This window comes from Vibrio sp. RM-69-4 (assembly GCF_024743775.1).
Taxonomy (GTDB): Bacteria; Pseudomonadota; Gammaproteobacteria; order Enterobacterales; family Vibrionaceae; genus Vibrio; species Vibrio anguillarum.
Window position 1 is genome coordinate 89,754 of sequence record NZ_JAMQXI010000017.1, and the last position, 23,029, is coordinate 112,782.

At 42.9% G+C, this 23,029-nt stretch carries 20 protein-coding genes; 5 read left to right on the forward strand and 15 right to left on the reverse strand.

Annotated features, from left to right (window positions below):
- Positions 1-10: 10 nt before the first annotated feature.
- Complete coding sequence (locus NB504_RS01575) at positions 11-2,041, reverse strand: diguanylate cyclase (RefSeq protein ID WP_258428127.1); 2,031 nt, start codon at positions 2,039-2,041, stop codon at positions 11-13.
- Positions 2,042-2,561: 520 nt separating this feature from the next.
- On the opposite strand from NB504_RS01575, the gene NB504_RS01580 reads away from it, so the two are divergent.
- Positions 2,562-3,218 (forward strand): 2OG-Fe dioxygenase family protein, encoded by a 657-nt coding sequence (locus NB504_RS01580; protein ID WP_026028580.1) that lies wholly within the window; start codon positions 2,562-2,564, stop codon positions 3,216-3,218.
- Positions 3,193-4,431: a cysteine desulfurase-like protein gene (locus tag NB504_RS01585; protein ID WP_013857127.1), complete on the forward strand. Its 1,239-nt coding sequence runs from the start codon at positions 3,193-3,195 to the stop codon at positions 4,429-4,431. Before NB504_RS01580 ends, NB504_RS01585 begins: the two co-directional genes overlap by 26 nt.
- A 55-nt stretch (positions 4,432-4,486) precedes the next feature.
- Here NB504_RS01585 and NB504_RS01590 read toward each other — a convergent pair whose 3' ends face one another.
- The 3 genes from NB504_RS01590 to NB504_RS01600 all read right to left on the reverse strand — a co-directional run bounded on the left by NB504_RS01590 (position 4,487) and on the right by NB504_RS01600 (position 7,283).
- Entirely contained in the window at positions 4,487-5,236 is a 750-nt protein-coding gene (locus NB504_RS01590) for a vancomycin high temperature exclusion protein (RefSeq protein ID WP_258428188.1), read from the reverse strand.
- The gene (locus NB504_RS01595; protein ID WP_017042030.1) at positions 5,209-5,532 is read right to left on the reverse strand and encodes a DUF3392 domain-containing protein; all 324 of its coding nucleotides are present in this window, start codon (positions 5,530-5,532) and stop codon (positions 5,209-5,211) included. Before NB504_RS01595 ends, NB504_RS01590 begins: the two co-directional genes overlap by 28 nt.
- Positions 5,533-5,594: 62 nt before the next feature.
- The gene (locus tag NB504_RS01600) at positions 5,595-7,283 is read right to left on the reverse strand and encodes an NAD-dependent malic enzyme (RefSeq protein ID WP_017044631.1); all 1,689 of its coding nucleotides are present in this window, start codon (positions 7,281-7,283) and stop codon (positions 5,595-5,597) included.
- Between the two features lie 438 nt (positions 7,284-7,721).
- Here NB504_RS01600 and NB504_RS01605 point away from each other — a divergent pair, with 438 nt between their 5' ends.
- A complete protein-coding gene (locus tag NB504_RS01605) occupies positions 7,722-8,099 on the forward strand; it encodes a hypothetical protein (RefSeq protein ID WP_026028036.1) in 378 nt (125 codons plus the stop codon).
- A gap of 50 nt (positions 8,100-8,149) precedes the next feature.
- On the opposite strand, the gene NB504_RS01610 is transcribed toward NB504_RS01605, so the two are convergent.
- From NB504_RS01610 to NB504_RS01620, 3 genes are all read right to left on the reverse strand, one after another.
- A complete protein-coding gene (locus NB504_RS01610) occupies positions 8,150-9,253 on the reverse strand; it encodes a phosphoribosylaminoimidazolesuccinocarboxamide synthase (protein ID WP_017042032.1) in 1,104 nt (367 codons plus the stop codon).
- A gap of 302 nt (positions 9,254-9,555) precedes the next feature.
- Complete coding sequence (locus NB504_RS01615; RefSeq protein WP_013857120.1) at positions 9,556-11,238, reverse strand: aspartate:alanine antiporter; 1,683 nt, start codon at positions 11,236-11,238, stop codon at positions 9,556-9,558.
- 185 nt (positions 11,239-11,423) lie between these two features.
- Positions 11,424-11,690: a GrxA family glutaredoxin gene (locus NB504_RS01620; protein WP_010320195.1), complete on the reverse strand. Its 267-nt coding sequence runs from the start codon at positions 11,688-11,690 to the stop codon at positions 11,424-11,426.
- Between the two features lie 294 nt (positions 11,691-11,984).
- On the opposite strand from NB504_RS01620, the gene NB504_RS01625 reads away from it, so the two are divergent.
- On the forward strand, positions 11,985-13,226 hold the full coding sequence (locus NB504_RS01625) for an iron-containing alcohol dehydrogenase (protein WP_258428129.1): 1,242 nt from the start codon (positions 11,985-11,987) through the stop codon (positions 13,224-13,226).
- Between the two features lie 56 nt (positions 13,227-13,282).
- Here NB504_RS01625 and NB504_RS01630 read toward each other — a convergent pair whose 3' ends face one another.
- From NB504_RS01630 to NB504_RS01650, 5 genes are all read right to left on the reverse strand, one after another.
- Positions 13,283-14,137, reverse strand: coding sequence for a MurR/RpiR family transcriptional regulator (locus NB504_RS01630; protein WP_010320194.1), 855 nt, complete (start codon positions 14,135-14,137; stop codon positions 13,283-13,285).
- Positions 14,138-14,448: 311 nt separating this feature from the next.
- Positions 14,449-16,092, reverse strand: coding sequence for a pyridoxal-dependent aspartate 1-decarboxylase PanP (panP, locus tag NB504_RS01635; protein WP_258428130.1), 1,644 nt, complete (start codon positions 16,090-16,092; stop codon positions 14,449-14,451).
- A gap of 99 nt (positions 16,093-16,191) precedes the next feature.
- Positions 16,192-16,704 (reverse strand): hypothetical protein, encoded by a 513-nt coding sequence (locus NB504_RS01640; RefSeq protein WP_258428131.1) that lies wholly within the window; start codon positions 16,702-16,704, stop codon positions 16,192-16,194.
- A gap of 86 nt (positions 16,705-16,790) precedes the next feature.
- Entirely contained in the window at positions 16,791-17,696 is a 906-nt protein-coding gene (locus tag NB504_RS01645) for a lysine exporter LysO family protein (protein WP_094151060.1), read from the reverse strand.
- Between the two features lie 23 nt (positions 17,697-17,719).
- Entirely contained in the window at positions 17,720-18,640 is a 921-nt protein-coding gene (locus NB504_RS01650) for an HDOD domain-containing protein (protein ID WP_026028826.1), read from the reverse strand.
- A gap of 370 nt (positions 18,641-19,010) precedes the next feature.
- Between NB504_RS01650 and NB504_RS01655 the strand changes: the two genes are divergently transcribed.
- Positions 19,011-19,604 (forward strand): TfoX/Sxy family DNA transformation protein, encoded by a 594-nt coding sequence (locus NB504_RS01655; protein WP_013857112.1) that lies wholly within the window; start codon positions 19,011-19,013, stop codon positions 19,602-19,604.
- A gap of 73 nt (positions 19,605-19,677) precedes the next feature.
- Here the strand turns inward: NB504_RS01655 and NB504_RS01660 are convergent, their stop codons facing one another.
- From NB504_RS01660 to NB504_RS01670, 3 genes are all read right to left on the reverse strand, one after another.
- Positions 19,678-20,226, reverse strand: coding sequence for a hypothetical protein (locus NB504_RS01660; RefSeq protein WP_026027603.1), 549 nt, complete (start codon positions 20,224-20,226; stop codon positions 19,678-19,680).
- 182 nt (positions 20,227-20,408) lie between these two features.
- A complete protein-coding gene (locus tag NB504_RS01665) occupies positions 20,409-20,906 on the reverse strand; it encodes a response regulator (RefSeq protein WP_258428133.1) in 498 nt (165 codons plus the stop codon).
- Positions 20,907-20,936: 30 nt separating this feature from the next.
- Positions 20,937-22,862 (reverse strand): ATP-binding protein, encoded by a 1,926-nt coding sequence (locus NB504_RS01670; protein ID WP_170899151.1) that lies wholly within the window; start codon positions 22,860-22,862, stop codon positions 20,937-20,939.
- Positions 22,863-23,029 lie beyond the last annotated feature (167 nt).

The following is a 23,029-nucleotide window of genomic DNA, read 5'->3' on the forward strand; positions in this document are numbered from 1 at the left end:
TGGGACTTGGTTAATAAGTCAGCCAACGTGTTTTTAAGCAATTTCGGCCGCTGGCTTTAGCCGCATAAAGCAGTTGGTCGACTTCTTCACACAATGCTTGGAGGTCTAAATCAGTATTCGTTGCGGTCAACACGCCAAAACTCGAAGTGACGGATACCGATTCTCGTGATTCGGTTACAAAATGGTGATCTTCAATTTTTCGGCGCAAGGTTTCGGCAATTTCGCTAGCGACGCTTAAGTCAGTGTCGGGTAGTAAGATGAGAAACTCTTCCCCACCGTAGCGAGCGACAACATCGGAAGAGCGTACCGATGACTTAAAGATAGCCGCAATTTCCACTAATACTTGATCGCCGAAGGCGTGACCATAAGTGTCATTAATGACTTTAAAATAATCAATATCGGTCAAAATAAGGCTAATCGGTTTTGCATCTTCATTATGTTGGATCTGTTCGTCTAATTGAGCTGAGTCGAATGGTTCGGCGTTTTTTTTAGGTGCAGATTGACCTCTGAACCAAGTCTGTTGCCACATCAAAATCCGTTGTGCGAGTTTAATAAGCGCTTCGCTACTATTTTGGTAAGATTTGGATTGATGTTTTGCAAATCGTTCTTCCATGTAGCGTCGATTATACAAGCCAGTCAAGGTGTCCGTTTTGGCAAGCATGCCCATTTTGATGCGAGAGCGGTTGGCCCAGATAAATATGACCAATAATCCGATTAATGCAAGAGCAAGGAAAAAGACGATCTCACCTAATAGATGAAACGTTTTCTGATGGTTTTCAATTTCTAGCTTTTGAAGTACGTTGTTCCAGTTTAGATCCTGATTTTCATATTGTAGACGCTCAAGATCAAACAACATTTGTTGTCTCTGTAAGTTCTCTATCTGTTCAACATTGCGAAGTGTGAGCGATCGTAAATGATAAAAATCATAAGTTTCATAGGCTTGTTTGTAGTTATTTTGCCCAGCATAAGCCTGTGCTGCCACTTTTAACAACTCTATCTGTTGAATAAGTAGATTTGATCTTTGTTTGATATGCGCAATGAGTGGTTCTACAAATTCAATCACTTCACCGTAGCGTTTTTGTTCCAATAGATCTTGTGTTTGTAATAGCTGAAAAGTGGCAAGGTAGCCTGGTTGGCTTTCTCTGTACTGCAGTTCCTCTGCTTTTTTCAAGAAAAAGCGCATTTGATCTCGGTTGTTGGTATCTCGATAAAGCCGTGCAAGTTCGATGTTAATACGAAAGCGATGTCGCCCGTCACCCAGTATTTGTGCCAGCTTGAGTGCGGTTTTATAGGTTTCGATCGCCGCCGTGATTTGATTACGTGACTCTTGCAACTTAGAGATGTCGAGTAAGCTAACCAACTGGCTATAGGACATTTTACGCTGCTTGAAGTAACTGTAGGAATTTTCAAGTAACAGCTGTGAACGATCAAAATCTTGTAGCTGAACCAGTATTTGACCTAGACCGTGAGATATTCTCTCCATTAACTCTTTGTTATCTATTGATTTTGCTGTATCAATTGAGGTCATTATTGCGGCGTACGATTTTTTAAACTCGCCTTGCTCTTGGTAATAGAGGCTTTTAGCTAGTAATACTTCTGATTCGATTTGTGCATTGTGATCGTTTCCTGCTTCAACTAACAGTGCGTCAAGTTTCGGCAACACGTCGACTTTTTGGTGCCGTAAAGCTTGAATCTCTCTTAGTTTGAGAGTGAGCGTTTCAACGTTGGTGTGTTCTGTTCGCTTTAATCCTAATTGTGCCGCTTCTAAGCTCCTATCATATTCCTCTAGTAGCCCATATACAGTGGCTTTGGCCAAATAGTAACGTACAACGAGAGCGGAAGGCTGTGACAATATGATGTAGTCTTCTTCTAGTTCACTAATTTGTGCTTTTGCCTTGATCGGTAGTGAATAGGTGATCTGCTCAATGCCCTCCAATGCTTGGAGAAATTTATCTTTAGGATCCATAGCCGCATAGGCATTGATTACACTGAAACCTAATGCGATGAAAGTCCACAGTGTGACTTTAATACTAGAGTTCACGAGTTGAGGATCTCCTTATCAGTTGAGCGATGTTTCAACTAAGTCTTAATAGTCAAATATATCAATTAGTTTGATGATCTAGTATTAACTTTAGTCTAATTTTTGGCATGGCTTACTACTTAAATGGTGCTAATTTCGAGTTAATGAGATGCTATATGGCTCATGGATTAATACATGCTAAATTTAGTCGAATCGAGTTGATAAATTAGTTACTGATATGTCCTTTAAACCCGCCCATGGTCTACATACCATTCCTACATCATCCTAATGTTGGTAATTCATTGTTTTTAAAAGCCTATTAACCTTGAAGTAGTGAGCTTGTCTAAAAATCGCTATGTGTCATGCTCGCTATTGGATGTTAATTCTTATTTTTGTGATTATTTAAGTATTAAATTTTATATTGCTAGTCACATACAGATATAACATTCATTTTTACTTGAATGTGCAATATTAGTGCGTATCCTTAATGTAAATTAATTGTTAATTTAATGTGTCCAATAATTTGATTAAGGAGCTGGTGATGTTAGCTGTACATGAAAACACTTTACAGATTACACAATTAAGTCAAAAAGCGATTCAACAACTTGCTCCCTCCTTTGCGCAATTACCACATACGGAGCATGCTGATGGTCAGTATCGTTTACGGCGCTACTCTGTGGTTCAATTTAACAAAGGGAAAGTCGAGGCGTTGGACAAGCATGACTTTATGCAAACCGATCAAATCAATCATTTTCAAGGCAACATTAAGCGTCATTTCGATCCTATTTTACCCTCCACGCTACAAAGTGAAGGGATGAGAGAAGTGTGCGAGGTGTTTGTGAGTATGAATGGTCTGCCTAATGGGCAAGAGATTGAAATCCATCAGATCCGAATTGCTGCTGTGTTTGATGAGACGCAAGTCGCGCCAGAAGGTGTCCATCAAGATGGTTTTGATCATATTGCGTTGGTGGGGGTGAATCGCCACAACATCGTCGGCGGTGAAATTATGCTTTATCAAGACTGCCATGAAGCCCCTTTCTTTCGGAAAGTGTTAGAAAATGGTGAGATTGCGATGCTCGCGGACAGTAAGTTATGGCATAACGCTTGCCCTATTCGCTCGATTGAGCATGGGCAAGAAGGTCATATGGATGTTTTTGTGTTAACCGCTAAGGATGGCCGAAATGATCTTCACTCCTGAAAAAGTGCGTACCCAGTTTAGTGCTTTGTCGCAAAAATATCATGGTAAGTCAGTGAGTTTCTTAGATGGTCCAGGTGGCTCGCAAGTACCTAAGTCGGTAATAGAAAAAATGAGTGAATATCTGGGCCATTTTAACTCTAATTTGGGCGGACACTATTTTTCAAGCCAAATCACCACTGATTTAATGCAGCAGGCTCGTGAGTCGGTGCAAGCGCTTCTGAACGCTGAGTCATCAGGAAATATTGTATTTGGCGCGAATATGACCTCGTTGACTTTTCAGCTAAGTCGAGCCATTAGCCGAGATTGGCAAGCGGGCGATGAAGTGATTGTTACTGCGCTTGACCATTACTCCAATGTCTCCAGTTGGCAGCAAGCGGCGCAGGATAAGCACGTAACAGTGCACCAGGTAAAGGTGAACCAACAAGATTGTACTTTGGATGTTGAGCACTTACTGTCATTACTCAATCCTAAAACAAAGCTGGTAGCGGTCACTTATGCTTCGAATACCACAGGATCTATTGTCGATGTTAAACGCATTGTGGATGCGGCGCATCAAGTCGGCGCGATGGTGTATGTGGATGCCGTTCACTATGCTCCGCACCATTTGATTGATGTACAAGAATTAGGCTGTGATTTTTTAACCTGTTCGGCATATAAATTTTTTGGTCCACACGTTGGTATCGCTTATATCGCTTCGCAGTGGTTACATGCACTTAAACCCTACAAAGTTGAACCTGCAACCAATATTGGTCCGGGACGTTTTGAAACGGGTACGCAGAGTTTTGAAGGTTTGGCAGGCGTGATTGCTGCAGTGGAATATTTGGCGCAATGGGGAGACGCGAGTGGCTCGTTAAGAGAGCGTTTGATCGATAGTTTCATTCAATACAACCAGCATGAACGCCAATTAAGTGAGTATTTTCTGTATAAACTTAAAGGATTGAGTTCGGCTAAACTCTATGGCCTGACCAAGGCTAACAGTGAGCTACGTACACCGACCTTTGCCATTCGCTTAGCTAATCACCACCCAGAATTTGTGGCCAAAACATTGGGCGAGCATAATATTTGTGTGTGGAATGGGCATTTCTATGCGCTTGGTTTAGTGCGTCAGTTAGATCTTGAAAACAGCGGTGGAGTTGTCCGTATCGGTTTTATGCACTACAACACGCGCAGTGAAATTGACGCTTTGTTTGATGTCTTATCCACATTAGCGTAACCAAAGTGGCCCGGAAATCTGTCGAAGGAAAGGTTTCTGGGGCGCAGTGCCTCTTTTAGCTTTCATCTTCGGTTGGCTCTAAGGGTAACTCTTCGATCACAATTGGCTCTTTGGGACCTAAAAATTTAGGTTGAGTATTCGTGATATAGAGATCTAAAAATGCTTTCGTACGAGCAAAGACCTCACGCAGCCTCACTTTAAAACCAGAACGAGTTGTTGGCCCTGCAACCGCTAAACACTGAGCATTAATGTTATGGTAGTTGGCAATAAAGAGTGCTCGCTCACAATGAAATTGTTGAGAAATGATCAAAAAATTGTCGGTTTCGAAGATGCGTTTTGCGCGAACAATGGAGTCCAAAGTACGAAACCCTGCATAATCTAAGTAAATATGTTCGCTCGGGATCCCAGCGCGCAGCAGATCGCGTTTCATCGTCCACGGTTCATTGTACGAACGGTGAGCATTATCACCACTGAGTAAAAACCCTTTTACCTTGCCTTGCTCATACAAAGCGATCGCGGCTTCAATTCGGTGGGTATAGTAGTCATTGAGCGTTTTACCCAAGTACTTACTGGTTCCAAGTACAACAGCGACTTGGAATTGACCGACTTGATTTTGCTCGGTGACGATTTGTTTTTCGGCTTGCCAACTGACCCAGCGATCAATGCCAAGCACAAAAAGGCTTGAAATGAACAACAGTACAGACACGTAGCGAAGCAGCGTGTGAACCCGCGTTTTCCAAACAGGGCGAGAGTGATTTGAAGATGAAAATTTTAACACTAAATTTGACGGTTCCTTTGTGCCCAGATCCCGATAGCAATAAAGCAGAGCATAATAATGCTAAACATCATGCCTGATTCTAACTGCGAAAGTGTCCGAGCAAGGTAAGGGCTCGCTTTGATGATCACCAAACCGTAGCCGAAAGCGTTAATCAATATAAACGTAAATGTGCGAACGACAAAGTGTTGGTTGCGCATTAGCTTGCGCATCGCGGCGTTAATCTCTCCACCGAGCATCACGAGCAAACAAGCGATCAATGCAGTTGATATCTCCGTTAAATACGGTGATAAGTAATGCCCTGCGGGCGCTAAAAAGTTCATCATATTGACTCACAGAAAAAGCCCCTAAACATCAGCCGAAGCTTAGGGGACAGCAGAGTAGTAGCTTAGAAAGCAGTGCGTTTGTAGCGGCGGTATACTGGCTGCCAAAAATGCTGCTCAATAGCGGTTTCTAACACATCATCTGGGATCTCCAGTGCAACGCCTTGCTCAATTGCTTTTTTCGCTACCGCAAACGCAATTTTCTTGGAAACGGAGTGAATGGCTTCCAGTGGTGGAAGTAACGCACCATGCCCATTAAGCGCCAGAGGTGAACAGTTGGCGAGTGCGCGGCTTGATTCCATCAGCATCTCATCAGTAACTCGACGCGCATTGACCGCCAGTACGCCTAAGCCGATACCAGGGAAAATATAGCTATTGTTGCATTGTGCAATTGGGTAGGTTTTACCGTTATGCAACACGGGAGCAAACGGGCTGCCTGTGGCGACGAGTGCTTCACCGTTGGTCCAACGGATAATGTCATTGGGCGTCGCTTCAACACGGCTGGTTGGGTTCGATAGTGGGAAAATAATCGGGCGTGGGCAGTGTTTATGCATCTCTGTGATAATCTCTTCACTGAATAGTCCCGGAGCCCCAGAAACACCAACCAACACCGTTGGCTTGCCATTTTTCATTACTTCCAATAATGAGAAACCATTACCTTCTGTGTTCCAATCATGCGTGTCTTTGTTTTTTTGCACTAGGCGCTGCTGGAAATCAAGTAGGTTAGGCATTCCTTCTTGCAGCAGACCCCAGCGGTCAACCATATAGACTTGAGAACGAGCTTGAGCATCTGAAATACCTTCTGACACCATTTGCGCGATGATTGCTTCGGCAATACCACAGCCTGCAGAGCCCGCACCAAGAAAAGCGATACGTTGCTCGGAGAGTTGACTGCCCGCGGCTTTGCATGCGGCCAATAGCGAACCTACAGTCACCGCCGCAGTACCTTGAATGTCATCGTTAAAACAACAAATACGGTTTTTATAACGCTCTAATAGTGGCATTGCGTTCTTTTGTGCAAAATCTTCAAATTGGATAAGTGCATCAGGCCAGCGACGTTGCACCGCTTGGATGAACTCTTCTACAAATGCATCATATTCGGCCCCGGTAATCCGAGGGTGACGCCAGCCCATGTACATCGGGTCAGCCAAGCGCTGTGGGTTATTGGTTCCAACATCGAGCACGACCGGTAAAGTATAAGCAGGGCTAATACCACCACATGCGGTATAAAGTGCCAGTTTGCCGATAGGAATACCCATGCCACCAATTCCTTGGTCGCCCAAGCCGAGAATGCGTTCACCATCGGTCACTACGATAACTTTTACGTTATGGTTCGCTGCATTATTGAGTAAGTCATCGATGCGATCTCGATTCGGAAAGGAAATGAACAGACCGCGGCCGCGACGATAAATATTTGAAAAGTTTTCACACGCGGCACCCACCGTTGGTGTGTAGATGATGGGCATCATCTCAGTGATGTGGTTTTGTACTAAACGATAGAATAAGGTTTCGTTAGTATCTTGAATATTACGCAGATAGATATGCTTATCCATATCACTTTCAAAGCTGCAGTATTGTTGGTATGCGCGAACAACTTGTTCTTGTATCGTTTCCGTCGTTTCAGGAAGCAGGCCTTCTAAGTTGAAGGAACTGCGCTCTTCAGCACAAAATGCACTGCCTTTATTGAGCAAAGGCGTGCTGAGTAGAGCGGGGCCCGCATAGGGAATATAAAGAGGGCGTTTATCATTATTCATTGTCGGCCTATTTTAGGGTAGAAGGGAACTCAAAAATGATAACGGTTTACTCATGAGATTGTAAATAGACGAGCGGCGACACATGGCACAGAATACTGAAGAATGCCGATAAAAACGGTAGAATTCTCCGTGTTAATTGCTGAGGGCGCCAATGTACACATTTTTGTCTATTGGTCTCCTTAAGCAGAGATTTCAAAAGTAGTGTTGAGCGATGATCACTTTAAGTGATAAAGCGACTTTTTGTTCACGGTTTGAAATATTAATCAATCAGACACATATGTCAGTAAGTCTGTTTATGCCTTGTTACAAATCTGGTTTTGATATAGCCAATCCATTCGGTTTTAAGGCATAAAAGACTGTTTTTTTATATCCTATTGCTATATGAACAATCATGGATGATATTGAGTACAGTGTGCTGCCAATTTGTCGGGGGACAAAATGAATACACAAGAAAGGAGACGGGTGGTGTTTGATTACACTACATTTCTTGGTGCGTCATGTAATAAGAAATGGACATTCCTCGAAGCCATGACGTCATTTGCACCGATTTTTGGTACGGTATGGAAAGACAGCATTAAAGAATTATCAAGCCCAGAGGATCGCCTATGGGAAATGGCGTTGAAGTCGTTATCAACACGCCGTAGTGATGAAGCGAATTTAATTTCACTGGTGAGATTGGCGAAATTAGAGGGGATTGAAGAGCTAAAATTAGTAATGCCGTATGCGTTGGATTCTGAACAGATCCAATTGATTCAAAATAAAAGCCAATCTTTGATAAAAAATACAAAACCAGATGAATTTCTTATCACCCTGTAAGGGTATAAACAGATAACGGGGCATATTTAATGCCCCGTTATTGTTGAGTGCTAGTCAATCAAGCCATATTGAGAACGCAGGATCGTAATGATCTCTTGCTTTGGATTTTGGCTTAATACGATCGGTTGGCCAACAATTTTCTCTGCAATCGCAAGATAGGTGTTGGAAATATCCATTAATGCAGCCAAAGGCAGCGCATTATCACGTGCAAGCGCTTCTCGCTCAGCCATCCGTTCTTTGTTGAGTAAAATATCTGGGTCAGGGAAGTAGTTGAGCAAGAATTGACGAAAACCTTCTTTCGAATTTTCCACAATACGTCCTTGCTGATAGGAAGCGCTGTCCCAGATACGAGAAGAGTCCGGCGTACCCACTTCATCCATATAAATGAGTTTCTCAACGCCGTTGGCATCGGTGACATAACCAAACTCAAACTTGGTATCGACGAAAATTTGCTCTACTTGGCAGAGTGCATGGCTAATGACGCCGAAGCCTTCTTTTAATAGCTTTTCGTACAAGGCAATATCTTCGACACGACTGAAGTTAAAAGCGGCAAAATTCTCTTCAATATTATGACGTGAGATATTGACATCATCGGCTTCTGGAACACCGGGAATGCCTTTTAAGATGCCTTTGGTTGATGGTGTAATGAGCAGTTCTGGCAGTTTTTTATCTTTCTGCAAGCTTTCTGGTAATTGAATACCACAAAAATCTCGTTCACCTTTTTCGTAAGCACGCCACATTGAACCGGTAATATACTGGCGACAAATCGCTTCAATTTTGATTGGCTTGGCTTTTTGCACAATCCATACAAAAGGATGGGGAATATCTAAAATATGGCTATCGGCTAACCCGCTCTCTTGAAATAGCTTAAACCAGTGGTTTGAAATCGCGTTCAATGCCGCGCCCTTACCCGGTACACCTTTGATGCCACCTTCGGCATGCCAGATACAATCAAAAGCGGAAATACGGTCACTGATTACCATAATGGCTAAAGGTGCATCAGGAGCAACGTTGTAACCTTTTTCTTTGATCAAACGCTGGCTATCTTCTGGAGTTAGCCAATAAACAGAGCGAACTTTGCCGCTATGAACAGGTTGGTGAGTGCGAATTGGGAGGTCGTCATTGACGGCAAGGATTTGATCAGCAAGGCTCATTTAGACATTCCTATCTTTTTCAAACGTCATACAGAGAAGATATCGCTTAGCTCAACGCTAGTAAGGATATCGATAAACTGTGCGCATCATACCAGAACTATTTTCTGCTGCCAGATAAAAAGCAAACGATTGCCTTTTGTTTGAAAAATTAAGCAGTGGTGAGTTGAATTCAGGAGAAAAGATGCAGTTCTGAGTCGATAAAGCGGCAAACATTGAGATAAAAGCGAAGTAAATAGAGGGGCGATGGCTCGCCAAAAGCCACACATGTGACTTTGGGCGAGTAGCACTGAGGATTATTAGGTTTAGCTGAGTAAAATTAAAATAGTTCCTGTCAGTGTCATCAGTATATTGGCGATAGCATAGGTGCCGGCATAACCCAATGCGGGAATGGTCGATTTTGCGTAGTCGTTAACGATATCCATCGCTGGTGCGCAAGTTCGTGCACCGATAATCGCACCAAATAGAAGCGCGCGGTTCATTTTCAAAATGTACGCACCGACCAAATAGGCAAAGACGACTGGCACCACGCTGACTAAAAATGCAAGGCCGATCACTTGTACGCCCACTTCTGAGAGGTGCTGGAACATTTTTCCGCCAGCACTTAAGCCAATGCCTACCATAAAGAACATCAAACCTAGGTCTTTCACCATATTTAATGCCCCTTGCGGTACATAGCCGAAAGTGGGGTGGTTGGCTCGTAAAAAACCAAGCATAATGCCAGAAAGCAGTAGCCCAACCGCGTTGCCTAAACCGAAGGAGACTTGTCCAAAGGTCATGGTGATCAAACCAAACAAAATGCCGAGAATAAAGAAGCTACAGAAGGCGAGTAAATCGGCCATTTGACTATGGATAGAGATGAAACCGATTTTATCGGCCAAGCCTTGAACGCGGCTTTTTTCACCACTAACTTGCAGCACATCACCTTTGGCAAGCACAATGTCTAAGTCCATTGGCATTTCAATTTGTGCGCGTATCACTCGGTTCAGGAAACAGCCATATTCGGATAAATTCAGGTCAGATAAGCGTTTACCGGCAATACTGTCACTTTTTACGACGATTTCCTCTTCAGAGATGCGCAAATCCAGTAGGTTGCGATCAAACACCTCTTTGCCATTTCGAAAGCTAGGGTCTAGCCTTGCATGGCTGTCAGGGAAGCCGACCAGTGCAATTTCATCCCCTTCTTGCAAGATGGCGTCACCGTCAGGATGGGCAAGAATACCATTCCGTCGAATGCGTTCAATATAACAACCGGTTTGGCGATAAATACCAAGCTCACGTAAATTGCGTCCATCAATCCAGTTGATCAACTCTTGACCAACACGATAGGCACGAATGATGGGTAAATAGACTTTGCGTTGACCGCTACCACCTAATCCACGCTCTTGAGCAATCTGTTGAGCAGAATCAGAGAGGTTTTGTTTTTGCAGCTTAGGCAGTAACTTGGCAAACATGATCATACTGATAAGACCAATTAAATAAGCCATCGCATAACCCACCGAAACATTATCTAAAATAAGGGATAAATCCATATTTCTTGGAATGGTGGCTAGCCCGGAGTTTAACGCATCTTGTGCGCCTACTAATACGGGGGTGGAGGTTAATGCACCTGCCATCATACCAGCAGCTAAGCCAAAATCGAGGCCGAGATAATAACTGCCAAAATAGGTAATCCAAGTGGCGGTAATGAGCACCACTAAGCTTAAGATGAGATAATGTTTTCCGTCACGGAAAAATATGCCAAAAAAGTTAGGGCCAGCTTCAATGCCGACACAATAGATGAACAGCATGAAACCTATGGTTAAGGCTTCAGCATTGAAGGAAAAACCAAGGTGCCCCATGATGAGTGATGTAATTAACACCCCAATAGAGTTGCCTAGTTGTAAGCTACCAAAACGAATTTTGCCAAAACCAAGGCCAATCGCTAAGACAACAAAAATAAGAAGAATAGGGTTCTGATCAAGCAAAAGTACGACGTCGATATTCACGGCTCAACTCGTTATGTGTGCCAAGTGGGGTAGGTAAAGTGTGGGAATTGTATCTGAATATTGCAAAAAGATAAGTGAAATTTGTGACAATTGACATTTCATTGACTTAATTTGAGAGAAAGAGCCATTTATCTATAAATAGCAAAAACCCGCTAAAAATCAGCGGGTTTTTATGTTTCTTGGTTTTATTCGTCGAATAAGCCTAAATGTTCTTTCGCATAAGCTTCGAAATCAGTGCAACCACCGATGTGTTCTTGATCAATAAAGATTTGTGGCACAGTTTCAACTGGTTTACCCACTGTCTTTTCTAAATCAGCTTTGCTGATGCCTTCCGCGTGAATATCGACATAACGGTAGTTAAAATCATCGCGTTTTAATTTCAATGTTTCAGCGTGTTCTTTTGCGCGAACACAGTAGGGGCAACCAGGGCGGCCAAAAATAACAACGAACATAGCTTTCTCCTTCATTCTTGTTGCATGCAACTATGCCCGATTCAAGGTCGGAAATAAAGTGGCATTCACCAGTTACTTCAATAGGTAAAAGCTATTGCTTATTCCTTAATCAAAGCAAGCTTACCTCTCGATGGTGTTGGGAATAGTTCAACAATGGCTTGGCTGTGACATGCCGCATAAACTTGTGTTTTTTATGTGGTTATTTGCTCCACATTGCACTGCATCAAAAAATTTTTTTAACGATAGGTGCACTCTAAACAGAGCTAATCTAGATGAGAGAAAAGGGAGTTATTCATGTTCCAATTTATGACGGCGACGCGGATCATTTTTGGAGAAGGAGCGTTATTGAATTCACTTTCTGTTCTTAACCAATATGGTTATAGCGTACTGCTGGTTTCGGGAAAAGAACAACAACGAGCTTCCCCTATTGTTCAATACCTGAAAATGCAGAATATGCGCTATCAGCATGTAGCTATTGTTGGTGAACCTAATATTACCATGGTGGAGGAAACGGCCATTTTAGGCCGACGTTTTCAACCGGACATGGTCGTTGCTATTGGTGGCGGTAGTGTGATTGATATGGGCAAGGCACTCGCGGCAATCATTCCTAACCAAGGTAACGTTTATGATTATGTGGAAGTGGTTGGCCGAAATGTGCCGTTAAAGACAAAACCGCTGCCATTTATTGCTATTCCAACCACCGCCAGTACGGGATCCGAAGTCACGCGTAATGCCGTCTTGAAATCGGGACAAGACAAAGTAAAAGTAAGCTTGCGCAGCCCAGATATGCTGGCAGATGTTGCGATTGTTGACCCCACGTTGACCTATGGTACCGACAGTTACACATCTGGCAGAGGCGCAATGGATGCTTTTACGCATTTAATGGAAGCCTATGTGTGTGGTGAACCCAATCCACTCACCGATATGGTGTGTGAAGAGGGGTTGCGCAAACTCAGTCGTTCTATATTGCCAGCGTGCCGAAAAGATGATCATAAAGCGCGAGCGGATCTCTCTTTTGCAGCAATGCTTGGAGGAATTGCAATTACCAATGCAAAGCTTGGCGCTGCACATGGCTTGGCATCGGCATTGGGAGGAAAACTTGATGCCCCACACAGTGTGATCACGGCGCGTTTGGCCCCTCATGTTATGCGAGAAAACATTCGAGCAGCGCAAAAAGCAGGGCGAAATGATGTACTTACACGTTATAAAAAAATCGCTCAAATCGTGACTGGCAGAACAAATGTTCACGTTGAAGATGGCGTGCTGTGGGTGAAAATGATGTTAGATAAGTTGCAACTGCCTAAACTCAACCAGTTTGGTGTGTGCAATACGTCGTTTGAGCGCGTGGCGTTAGATGCTTTAAAGTCGGTCGCGATTAAAGGTAACCCTTTGCCTTTAACACAAGAAAGGTTAATCCATATATTAAATCAAGTTTGCGAGTGCCAAGGTGAGTGTGAGGAGTGGCAACCGAATTCATCCAATCAGGTAGAAGTTAGGCATGATCCCGTCGCGCCTGAAAGTAGCAAGCAACGTTGATAAAAAACGGAGCAATTGAGCTCCGTTCTAACGATTATTTTAGGATCGCGATTATCTTAGAACTGTGACAGCTTATCGTAGCGCGAGTCTTTTAGTACATCCTTGACGCGTTTAAGATTTTCACGAAAACCAGAGCCACGGCGCAGGGTGAAACCAGTAGCCAGTACATCAATTACCGTCATTTGCACCACACGGCTTGCCATGGGCATATAGACGTCAGTATCTTCAGGTACGTCAAGAGAGATCGACAACGAGCTTGCTTTGTCCAGCGGTGAATCTTTTGCCGTAATCGCAATGACAGTCGCACCATTTTCGCGCGCAAGATTGGCGATTTCCACTTGGCTTTTAGTACGACCTGTATGCGAAATCAAAACAATTACGTCATTATCGGTACAGTTGATACAACTCATGCGTTGCATCACGATATCTTCAAAGCAAGTGATCGGAATGTTAAAGCGAATAAATTTGTTTTGGGCATCTTTTGCTACAGCAGAAGAGGCTCCTAAACCGAAGAAAGAGATCCGTTTTGCTTGTGTGAGTAAGTCAACTGCACGGTTAATTTGCATTGGATCCAAGCTGTTTTTAGCCACATCCAAACACGCCATAGTCGATTCGAAAATCTTATGGGTGTAGGCGTCTGGGCCATCATCTTCTTCAACATTTCGGTTTACATACGGAGTTCCGTTAGCAAGGCTTTGCGCTAAATGAAGCTTAAAGTCGGGAAAGCCTTTGGTGTCGAGTCGTCGACAAAAGCGGTTTACCGTTGGTTCACTGACATCGGCCATTTTGGCGAGCGTCGCAATACTTGAGTGAATCGCGGTTTGGGGCGAAGCCATAATTACTTCGGCGACTTTACGTTCCGACTTGCTAAAGTTTTCCAGATTTTTTTGAATTTTTTCTAATGTATTCATAGTGTTCACGCGGGCGAAGAGAACAACTCGTTGGTTTTACCCGGTCGCCCTTTGGGGGGATTGGAAATAACACATTTCCAAAAAGGTAAGTTAAACCAACGCCATGCAATGAGTATAAACCTAGGATGTAGATTTCCGTAACAATTCAAGTTAACAATTGATGAGAACATGACAAGCCTCAAACAAAATTTCATGAAAACTACAGAATTTAGATTTAAATCGATGATTAATGGAAATTTCTAGCTCATTAATGATGTATTAGTTACAGCAAAAAGAAATAAATTTTCAATTCGCTGTAACTTATAGGGATTCTAGTTGATGATTTTTTGAGCAAGCTGCTCAATTTTGGCCATCAAATTAGGGGCTAGCGTGGCAATATGTCGTTGCTCATCTAAGATCGAATGCAAGATAGCATGTGTCGTTAGCGGGTTGGCTAGTACCACGCGGAATACGATGGTATCAAGCTTGTCCCAGCGTTCTGGGTTTAAACGGGTTCGAGAGACAAATGAACGCCCCGTTTCCCTTTGTTTTTTCTGCACAAACTGGGTGATTTCATTTAGCAACTCGTTCAGTTCTGCTTTTTGATTGGGCAAGGCTTGTTGTAGTGCTTGGCGAACAAAAGCAGGAATATAACGATAGGTTAAAAGACACAGTTCGGGTTCAGAAATCAGCTCAAAATCGTCTTGTTCTTTAATTAGATCGGCGAAATAGCGAGCTTTAGCTAGGCTTTGGTCAATCAATAATTCGTAGCCAGGGCGACTAATAATGTGCATGCTAGCGTACACCAACATGGCCATACCTGAACGAGAACCTTCTAACGTATGGCTGCCTAGATCTTTTGAACCTTTCCGCAAAATATACTGCGCATGGTGCTCAATTGAATGCATAGCATCAGGCTTTTTGAATAGTACCATGCCTGCACCCATAGGGATGTAGAGCTGTTTATGTGCATCAATCGTGACGGAGTCAGCCAACTCAATACCATTGAGTAAGTGTCGGTGATTATTCGACATTAATGTTGCACCGCCCCAAGCGGCGTCTACGTGAAAATGACAACCTTCTTGCTGGCAAATATTGGCGATATCTCTTAAGGGATCAATGTTGCCCGTTTCTGTCGTTCCGGCGACGCCAACAACCGCAAAAGGTTTAATTTTCTGGCTTTTTAGGTGTGCCATTTTGGCTTTCAAATCTTGTGGGCATAAGCGGTTGTTATTGTCGGTTTTTACACAAACCAAGCCTTCTTGGCCGATACCCAATACGTCAGCGGCTTTCTTTAAAGAGTAATGGCCACGATCAGACACTAAAATGGCTAACCCGTGGTAACCATAATGACGCATGGCTTTAAACAGCCCCTCTTTTTCGACGCCTTGGAAATCACCATCGGCTTTCAAAGCATTATTACGAGCCACCCACAATGCCGTGATATTGGCAATTGTTCCGCCAGAGCAAAATGCACCGAGCGAATGATTAGCGCTATGCATCCATTGGCTGTAAAAAGCGTCGTTTTTTTGATAGATCAAACGATGCAACATACCCAAAACCTGCCGTTCTAGCGGTGTAAACGCTTTTGACGTTTCAATTTTGACTAAGTTTTGATTCAGCGCAATCATGATCTTTGATAACGGCATCAAGAAATATGGCAGTGCAGATGTCATATGACCAATAAAGCTAGGAGCCGAGGTATGCACTGAATGAGCGACTAAATTATCCAACAAATGCTGAGTATGTTCTGAAACGAACTCCGGTGACTCTGGAATTTGCGGATTAGAGAAATCTTTTTCGATCTCTTTGAGTGGTTTTTCTTCAGCGACAATATGTTCACGCAAGAAGAGGTTCAAATTGCGCGATAGCTCTTGGTCTATTTTTGTCAGTGTTGAGTCGGGGCCTTCGGGCACAGTGAAGATCCGTAACAAGCTCTCGAAACTCACATCTGCAGTTTTTTGTTCTGATACCATACAGCTTCGTTATTTTGATTTTATGGAATGCGAGCGGCACAATCTAAACGAAAACGGGACAGTTGTCCCGTCTTAATTCGGCTAGAGTAGAGGCGGCGACTAGTTACAGACTTTCTTTTCGATCAAGGTGATGGCATCGTTATATTTATTCAACGCAGCTTCGATCTGCTTCGGATGACTGAGCAATTCGGCTAAAGCTGAACGTAATTCATAGTTTTTTTCGTTAGGCTTTGCTTGGCGATCTTCATAGGTGATTTTAGCAATGTGGCCGAGATCATCACTGCGTGAGGCTAATACTTTAATGTCGTGCTGTTCTAGTTTTAACCAAGCTTCTACAGGTTGCGAGGTGGCGACTTTAGAAGGATCGTTGCTTAGGTAATAGCGGACTGCCGCACGGCTTAATTCAAAGTGATGCTGGCGTCCTTGCAGAAACCATTGGCTAACTTCAGTAAGTTCAGGATATTGCGCGGTCGTTAAGTCTGCGAGATCACTATACCAATGGAGAGACGCGTCGACATAAGCGTCATATTTTTCGGATAAGCATTGGTTATCAGCAGCGAGAGCAACATTCGCTGAAGTTGAGAGCAGTAGGGCAACGATAACACGTTTCATAAATCTTCCTTTGGGCTTTGTTATTGTGTGGGAGTTTTCTACTCCCTATTGTTAGTTTAAATGAAGGCTAAAGTGATTCCTGAGATCTAGCCTGCAAGTGATACAAAGAACAGCATAAGAATAGGCACCAGTAGGCTGAGAATAAACCCACTGACAATCGCGATCGGTACGCAACGAACCCCGCCAGTTGTCTGGATCACGGGCAAGGTGAAATCCATCGCGGTTGCCCCAGCATAGCCGATGGCAGAGCAAGGTTTGGTTCGGATTAGCATGGGGATCATCACTAAAGCAACCAGTTCTCTAAGTAGCTCTATCATGAAAGAGGCACCACCATAGACGGGGCCGAAAGCATCACCCATTAAAATCCCGGCAAGTGAATACCATCCAAAACCGGAAGCCATGGCTAGTCCTCGATAAATTGGGATATCAAGAATCATGGCCGCAATGATCCCCCCAATCCAAGAGGTCAATATAATGACTAATGCGATGACCATTCCGTATTTATTGAGCAAAATTTGTCGTAGAGTTAAACCACTATTTCTCAACTGAATACCAATAAAGAAAAGTAATACGAACAAGATCCATTCACTGGCAGTGCTCACCCAACTTAAATCGAATCCTAATACAACCCCAAGCGCCAATCCTCCACCGACAACCACAATCAGCTTTACGGATTCTAACGCCATGCTAGATAGTGGCAGTTTTGAATGGTTCACATCGGTTTTTATGGGTAGAAATTTGTCAATAAAGGGCAAGACCAACAAGTTGCAAGCACCGATCATCAAGAAAAATACGGTGGTAAATTTAAGTATCAACTGTAGGTTACTGCCCAAGTTATCGAGGGCTGCCAAGCTTAAACCCATCAGAAACAGAATGACGTAAACTAACCAAGACGTGGCTTTATTTAATGCTGCTAGCCACTGTTGATTGGCAATAGAAAATAGATACCCCACTATTAGTGGGGCAAAAATAAATAACATCCCTGAGAACATCTCATCCTCTGATTATTTTGGGTTTAGAAGCCGCTTGCGTTGATCACATCATTGAGTTTTGATTTGAATTCAAGTTCACTAAGGTTACTTAAGTTGTATAGCACCTCAGCTCCGGTCGCATTTATTTCGACGTCATGCTCTTCAATCTCTTCATCTTGACGACGAAACAGTAAAAGATGGTGAGCAATACGTGCCACATCAAGGTAACTGACTTCGTGAGAAGATGCGACTAAAGATTGATTTCCTGCTACTTCAAGGAAATCTGAGTCGAACCCCCAACTTCTTAACACAAGCTGACTGGTTTTTGAACATCGCGACTGAAAAATCTGTAGGGCGATGTCTTGATCGAGATAGTTGCCTTTCTCAAGATATAAATGATATTCGTGTACCAGACAAAACAAGCCAATATCCGCAAGTAGACCGACAAGTAAGGCTTTTTCCTGCTCTAAATGTTGATATCGGCTTGGTTCAAGTTGTTTAAATGCGTGAGTTACCATCACCATGGTTGCGCCAAGCTCTCGCGATATGGCGGCGCTATTAACCAATATTTTATTGCATTCTTTGCTTAAGTTTACAGAGTGCTTTAACTGCTCAATCGCTTGGGCTGTTACTATGTCGCGTACTCGTAGTATGCCTAAGCGTGATACAGCCGTGACTAAATCCGTACAGGTAATATTTCGACGATTAAAGACAACAGAGTTTGCTACGCGTACTACAATTGCAGTCAGTCCGGGATCTTCAAGTAGACAATCGGCGACATCTGAAATTTCAGTAGATTCTAATGTGCATAAGCGCTGTATTTTTAGAACAACATCAGGAATAGGAGGAAGTGAAATTTTTCCTGTGCTGAGTGAGTGTTCAACCAATTGAGAAAATTCACTTTCTAACCCTTGGATGAGCATTTGATGATGATCTGGAAGCCAGTAAAAAGATAGATGATTCATAAATTTGTGCTCAATCTGTACTGAAGGCATTTTACCGTCTGCTAACCCAAATAAGCAATCAATTCACCATTAATCGCATTAATTTGTTTTCTTGATACATTAGCCTTAATACGTTAATGAAAGGAATGTGTGTCAAAAAAATTTATTCATAAACACAATGATGTGATTTCCATCTCATAACTCTGCTGAGATATGTCTATTGATGTGATGTATGCCCAGACTTATTTTGTATCGTTAACTATGATAGTACCCATATTAAGCAAGCTAATACTAAACTACTACAAGCTTGTTACTAACTTACTCTTTTTATTCGCAAAAATATGCTGCTATCTGGTGATCACTATTAATCGGGGAACTTGATTAAGGATCAATGGATATGATTGAGCATGCATTTTTCAATTACGTTATTAAATTTGGCGCATTTCAAAAGCGTTCAATGTTTGGCGGTGTTGGGCTTTTCCAAAAAGAAGCGATGTATTCACTGATTAGTGAAGAGTCTGTTTTTATTCGTGGAGGTGAAGAGCTCGATGATGCACTCACAAAATTAGGCTGCGAAAAATACAAACACGTTAAAAAGCAGACTACAGCAACCGTTAATTATTATGATATTACTGAGCTTTTTGTGAGCAATCATGAGAGCCTAGATACGATCATTGAACGTTCCATTCGCTATTCTGTTGAGCAACGTAGCTTTCAAAAATCCTCTGCAAGCCGTCGACTACGTGATTTACCAAACATGCAGTTAACGTTAGAGCGTATGGTTAAAAAAGCGGGCATCAATGATGTGGAAACGTTCATGCGCTTAGGTGCTCCTACGATATTTTCTAAAGTGAGAAAAACGTACGGTAGTGACGTCGATGTAAAACTACTGTGGAAGTTTGCTGGTGCGATCGAAGGTATTCATTGGAAATTGCTGCAAGAGCCTCGCAAGCGTCAATTATTAGAAAGCTGCTCATTACGCTGACAGTTTTGTAGCACAGTTATCAAATAAAAAGCCGAGACGTAAGACTCGGCTTTTTATTGTATTTAGCTTACACCTAGAACTTAAAACGAGTCGTAAACATCAGCTGATCGCCGTAAGCATCATTGATACGAGCTTCGGCACCGAGAGAGAAAAGTTCTGTAGAATGAAAACGGGCATAAACAGACGCAATCCAGTCATCATTGTCATCAATAGAAACAAAGCCACCTTTGCCACCAACTTCTAACTGTGGTCCAAGCCATTGACGTACGCCAAGGTTTAATTCCATTCCTGTATCGGCGCTTTTATTATCGCGGGTATCTACGACGCGTAATAGCATCTCACCCGTGAAGTCAGCCCAGTTGTTAATAGGAGCATGAAAGCCAAAACCTGCGGCTGCGTCAAAATCACCTTCAAACTCAGAGTCTATACGACCAATAACATGTGCATTTGGGTGAATTGATTTGCTCATCGCAGCACCAAAGGTGACTGGACTTGCTCCAATACGAGCTTCGATATAGTCATAACTAAAATTGCTCATGACGGATGGGCTATTTCGGTCTATTTCTGCCAGTGTTTGGCCTGAGGCTAGCAGCAAAGCGGCTGCAATGATTGTTTTACGCATAGTCACTATAAACCTATATTTTTAGTTTATTTCCATGGCCAGTCGCGGAATACCCGCGGTGACATTAAAGAATTTAGACATCATAGTGCATAGATTGACATTGTCGCCATTAAAAAGTGTCATTCTTTTGTTGTCTTCGCAAAAAATAAGCAAAGAGAGTGCCATTTCTTCGTTAGGATATTTTATTCACCAAAACTGATGCGGTTTTGTGCGATCGCATTGAAGATTTTCTCGGCATCCAAGACTCTGGCCCAAGGCATTAAATCTGATTCGTTTTCAATCATATATTGTGTTAATTGATCTTTGATAACATCGCGAAGTTTGTTCCCATCCCAAGGTTTGGCTACATAAAAATGTAGGCTGGCATTATTCACCGCTTCTACGGTGTCTTCTAGCCCTGCTTGGCCTGTTAGTAGTACTTTGCGTGTATGTTGCGTCTCTTCATTGCGGCTTAATTCAATTAAGAAACTAATGCCTGTTTGTTCGGGCATAATGTGATCGCACAAAATTAAAGCCAGCTTGATATTTTGAGCTTGGTGATCGGCAATCACTTCTTTTGCCTCTGCAACAGATTCTGCGGCTTCTAAGATAAAAAACTCTTCAAATTCGTCGAGGTCTTGTATGACGCTGTCCAATACTTCACGTTCATCGTCCACGCATAAGATCAAAAATTTGTTCATGATATTCTCCTTAATCATCAGCACGACAAGTTATCGACTAACTGGCAGCCATACCGTCATTGTCGTGTATTTATCCTGTTCAGATTGAACATCGATCCAACCTTGATGCTGGTGGACTATTTGTTGGCAGACAGAAAGCCCAATACCGAGTCCAAAGTTACCTTCTTTTTTCGTCGTGTAATTTAATGTGAAGATACGCTCTTTCTGCTCGTACGGGATCCCACAACCATTATCCGTGAAACTGATGGTCACAAAAGATTGATTACCCTGTTTTGCTAATGTGGTTGCAATGTGCAGTACGCCATTGGCTGGGAAGGCATCAATAGCGTTGGAAATGAGGTTTGTCCATACTTGTTGTAATGCAATCGGTTGACAGGTAATCAAAGGTAAGTCGGCATACTCTTTCTCGACTTTGTGGCGCTTAAGACGATTTTCGAAAATAACCAGAGTGTCTTCAATACCTTCATGAATATTGACCTTGTGCAGCGCTTCATCATCAGGGCGAGCATACCCTTTAAGGCTTCGTACCATATCGGCGATGCGTTGTGCACAAACATTGATAGAACGAAGTGTACTACCAGTTAGGAAATAGTTTTCTAACTGTTCCAGTGTTTCTAACGTTTTTTCGGGATCGTGTTTAGCCGATTGTCGGAGCGCAAGATCATCATCTAGATTGAGTTTGACCAATTTTTTCGCGATCAAACGATGATGAATTTCATTTTCTATGGCTTTAGCGCGTGCCCGCTCTTCTGATGTAGAAGTAGGTTTGGCTGAAAGTGCATTCCTTAATAGTTGGCTGCCTTTATGTTGCAGATTTTTATGTTCAGTCTCTTGGACTAAGTGCTCAATCTTGTCTGACAATGTTTCGGTTCCACGTAAAATTGCGGCGACAGGATTGTTTAGTTCATGAGCGACGCCTGCAACAAGCTGACCGAGCATGGCCATTTTTTCCCGCTCGATTAATTGCTGATGAGCTGACTCAAGTGATTCGAGCGTTTTTTGTAGTTGCAGTTTAGTGTTAATACTGCGTTGTAAGCGGCGGTTAAAATGGCGGAGCAGCAAGTTAGTAAATAGGGGCAATAACCGAGTATCCGAATGCATGACTTTTGCAAACACATCTCGGTCTAGTTTAATCACATCGGTTTTAGTCAGGGTGACGGCAGTAGAAAAAGATTTCTCACCAGTCACAAAAGACATACCACCGACAATGTTGCCTTTTTTGTGGCGAACCACTTCTCTTTGTTGCCCTAAATCATCTTTTTTATACAGGGCCACTTCACCTTCAGTGATGAACCAAAGAAAGCGGTTCTCTTCTCCCTCTTTGGTAAGAAAGTGATTAGTGGAGTATGTACGGCAGGCGCGAGTTTCATCTTCATTTTCAAAAAATTGGTGTAAAGCACCAATTACTTGTTCAGCCAGTTCTGTATCAGAAAGCTTGTGGTAATCGGAGATAAAACCATCTCGATAACTGCGCATTTTATTATCGATGTGCGCGCGTAAGATGCGCTGTTGATCAAGTATTGTGCTGTAGTTGAGAATGTTGTCTTTATCGTGATCTAAGATGTAGGTCGTGAGCTCTTTTTGGACGGTTTTATAGAGCACGTTATTTTGTAGTGGCTTAGTGAGGCAGTGATCTAATCGCCCCTCATTGACGGCGGTGAGAATGGCTTGAATATCTTGTCCGCAGCTTATCAGCACTTTCCGCGCTGAACGCGTGTGGATTGATTTATCGAGTTGAGTCAAAAAATCCGCACCATCAAACTGCTCATGGTGACTGGCAATGACCAATGCAATCGTTTGTTGCTGCTCGTGCAAATATTCTAGGGCTTGCTCAGCTTCATCTATGGTGTCCGCTGTATGAAGATCAAATTTAGCGGCGAACGGAGCTAACTCAGCTCGCAACTGTTCTGTGCTGATTGGGTTATTGTCTAAACAAAGTAGTGCGTAATGGTTCACACAAGCCTCTACTGTCATCGCTGTTTTGACTACTGTAGCAAGTATTACGCAGTGGGTTTGAGAGCTAGGTTTTAGAATTTCTCATCACATCTTAGCAATACTCTGACCTAACTCCATGTTTTGGTTTTCAATTGTTTACGGTAGACTGGGTAAAATCATCAGGAATG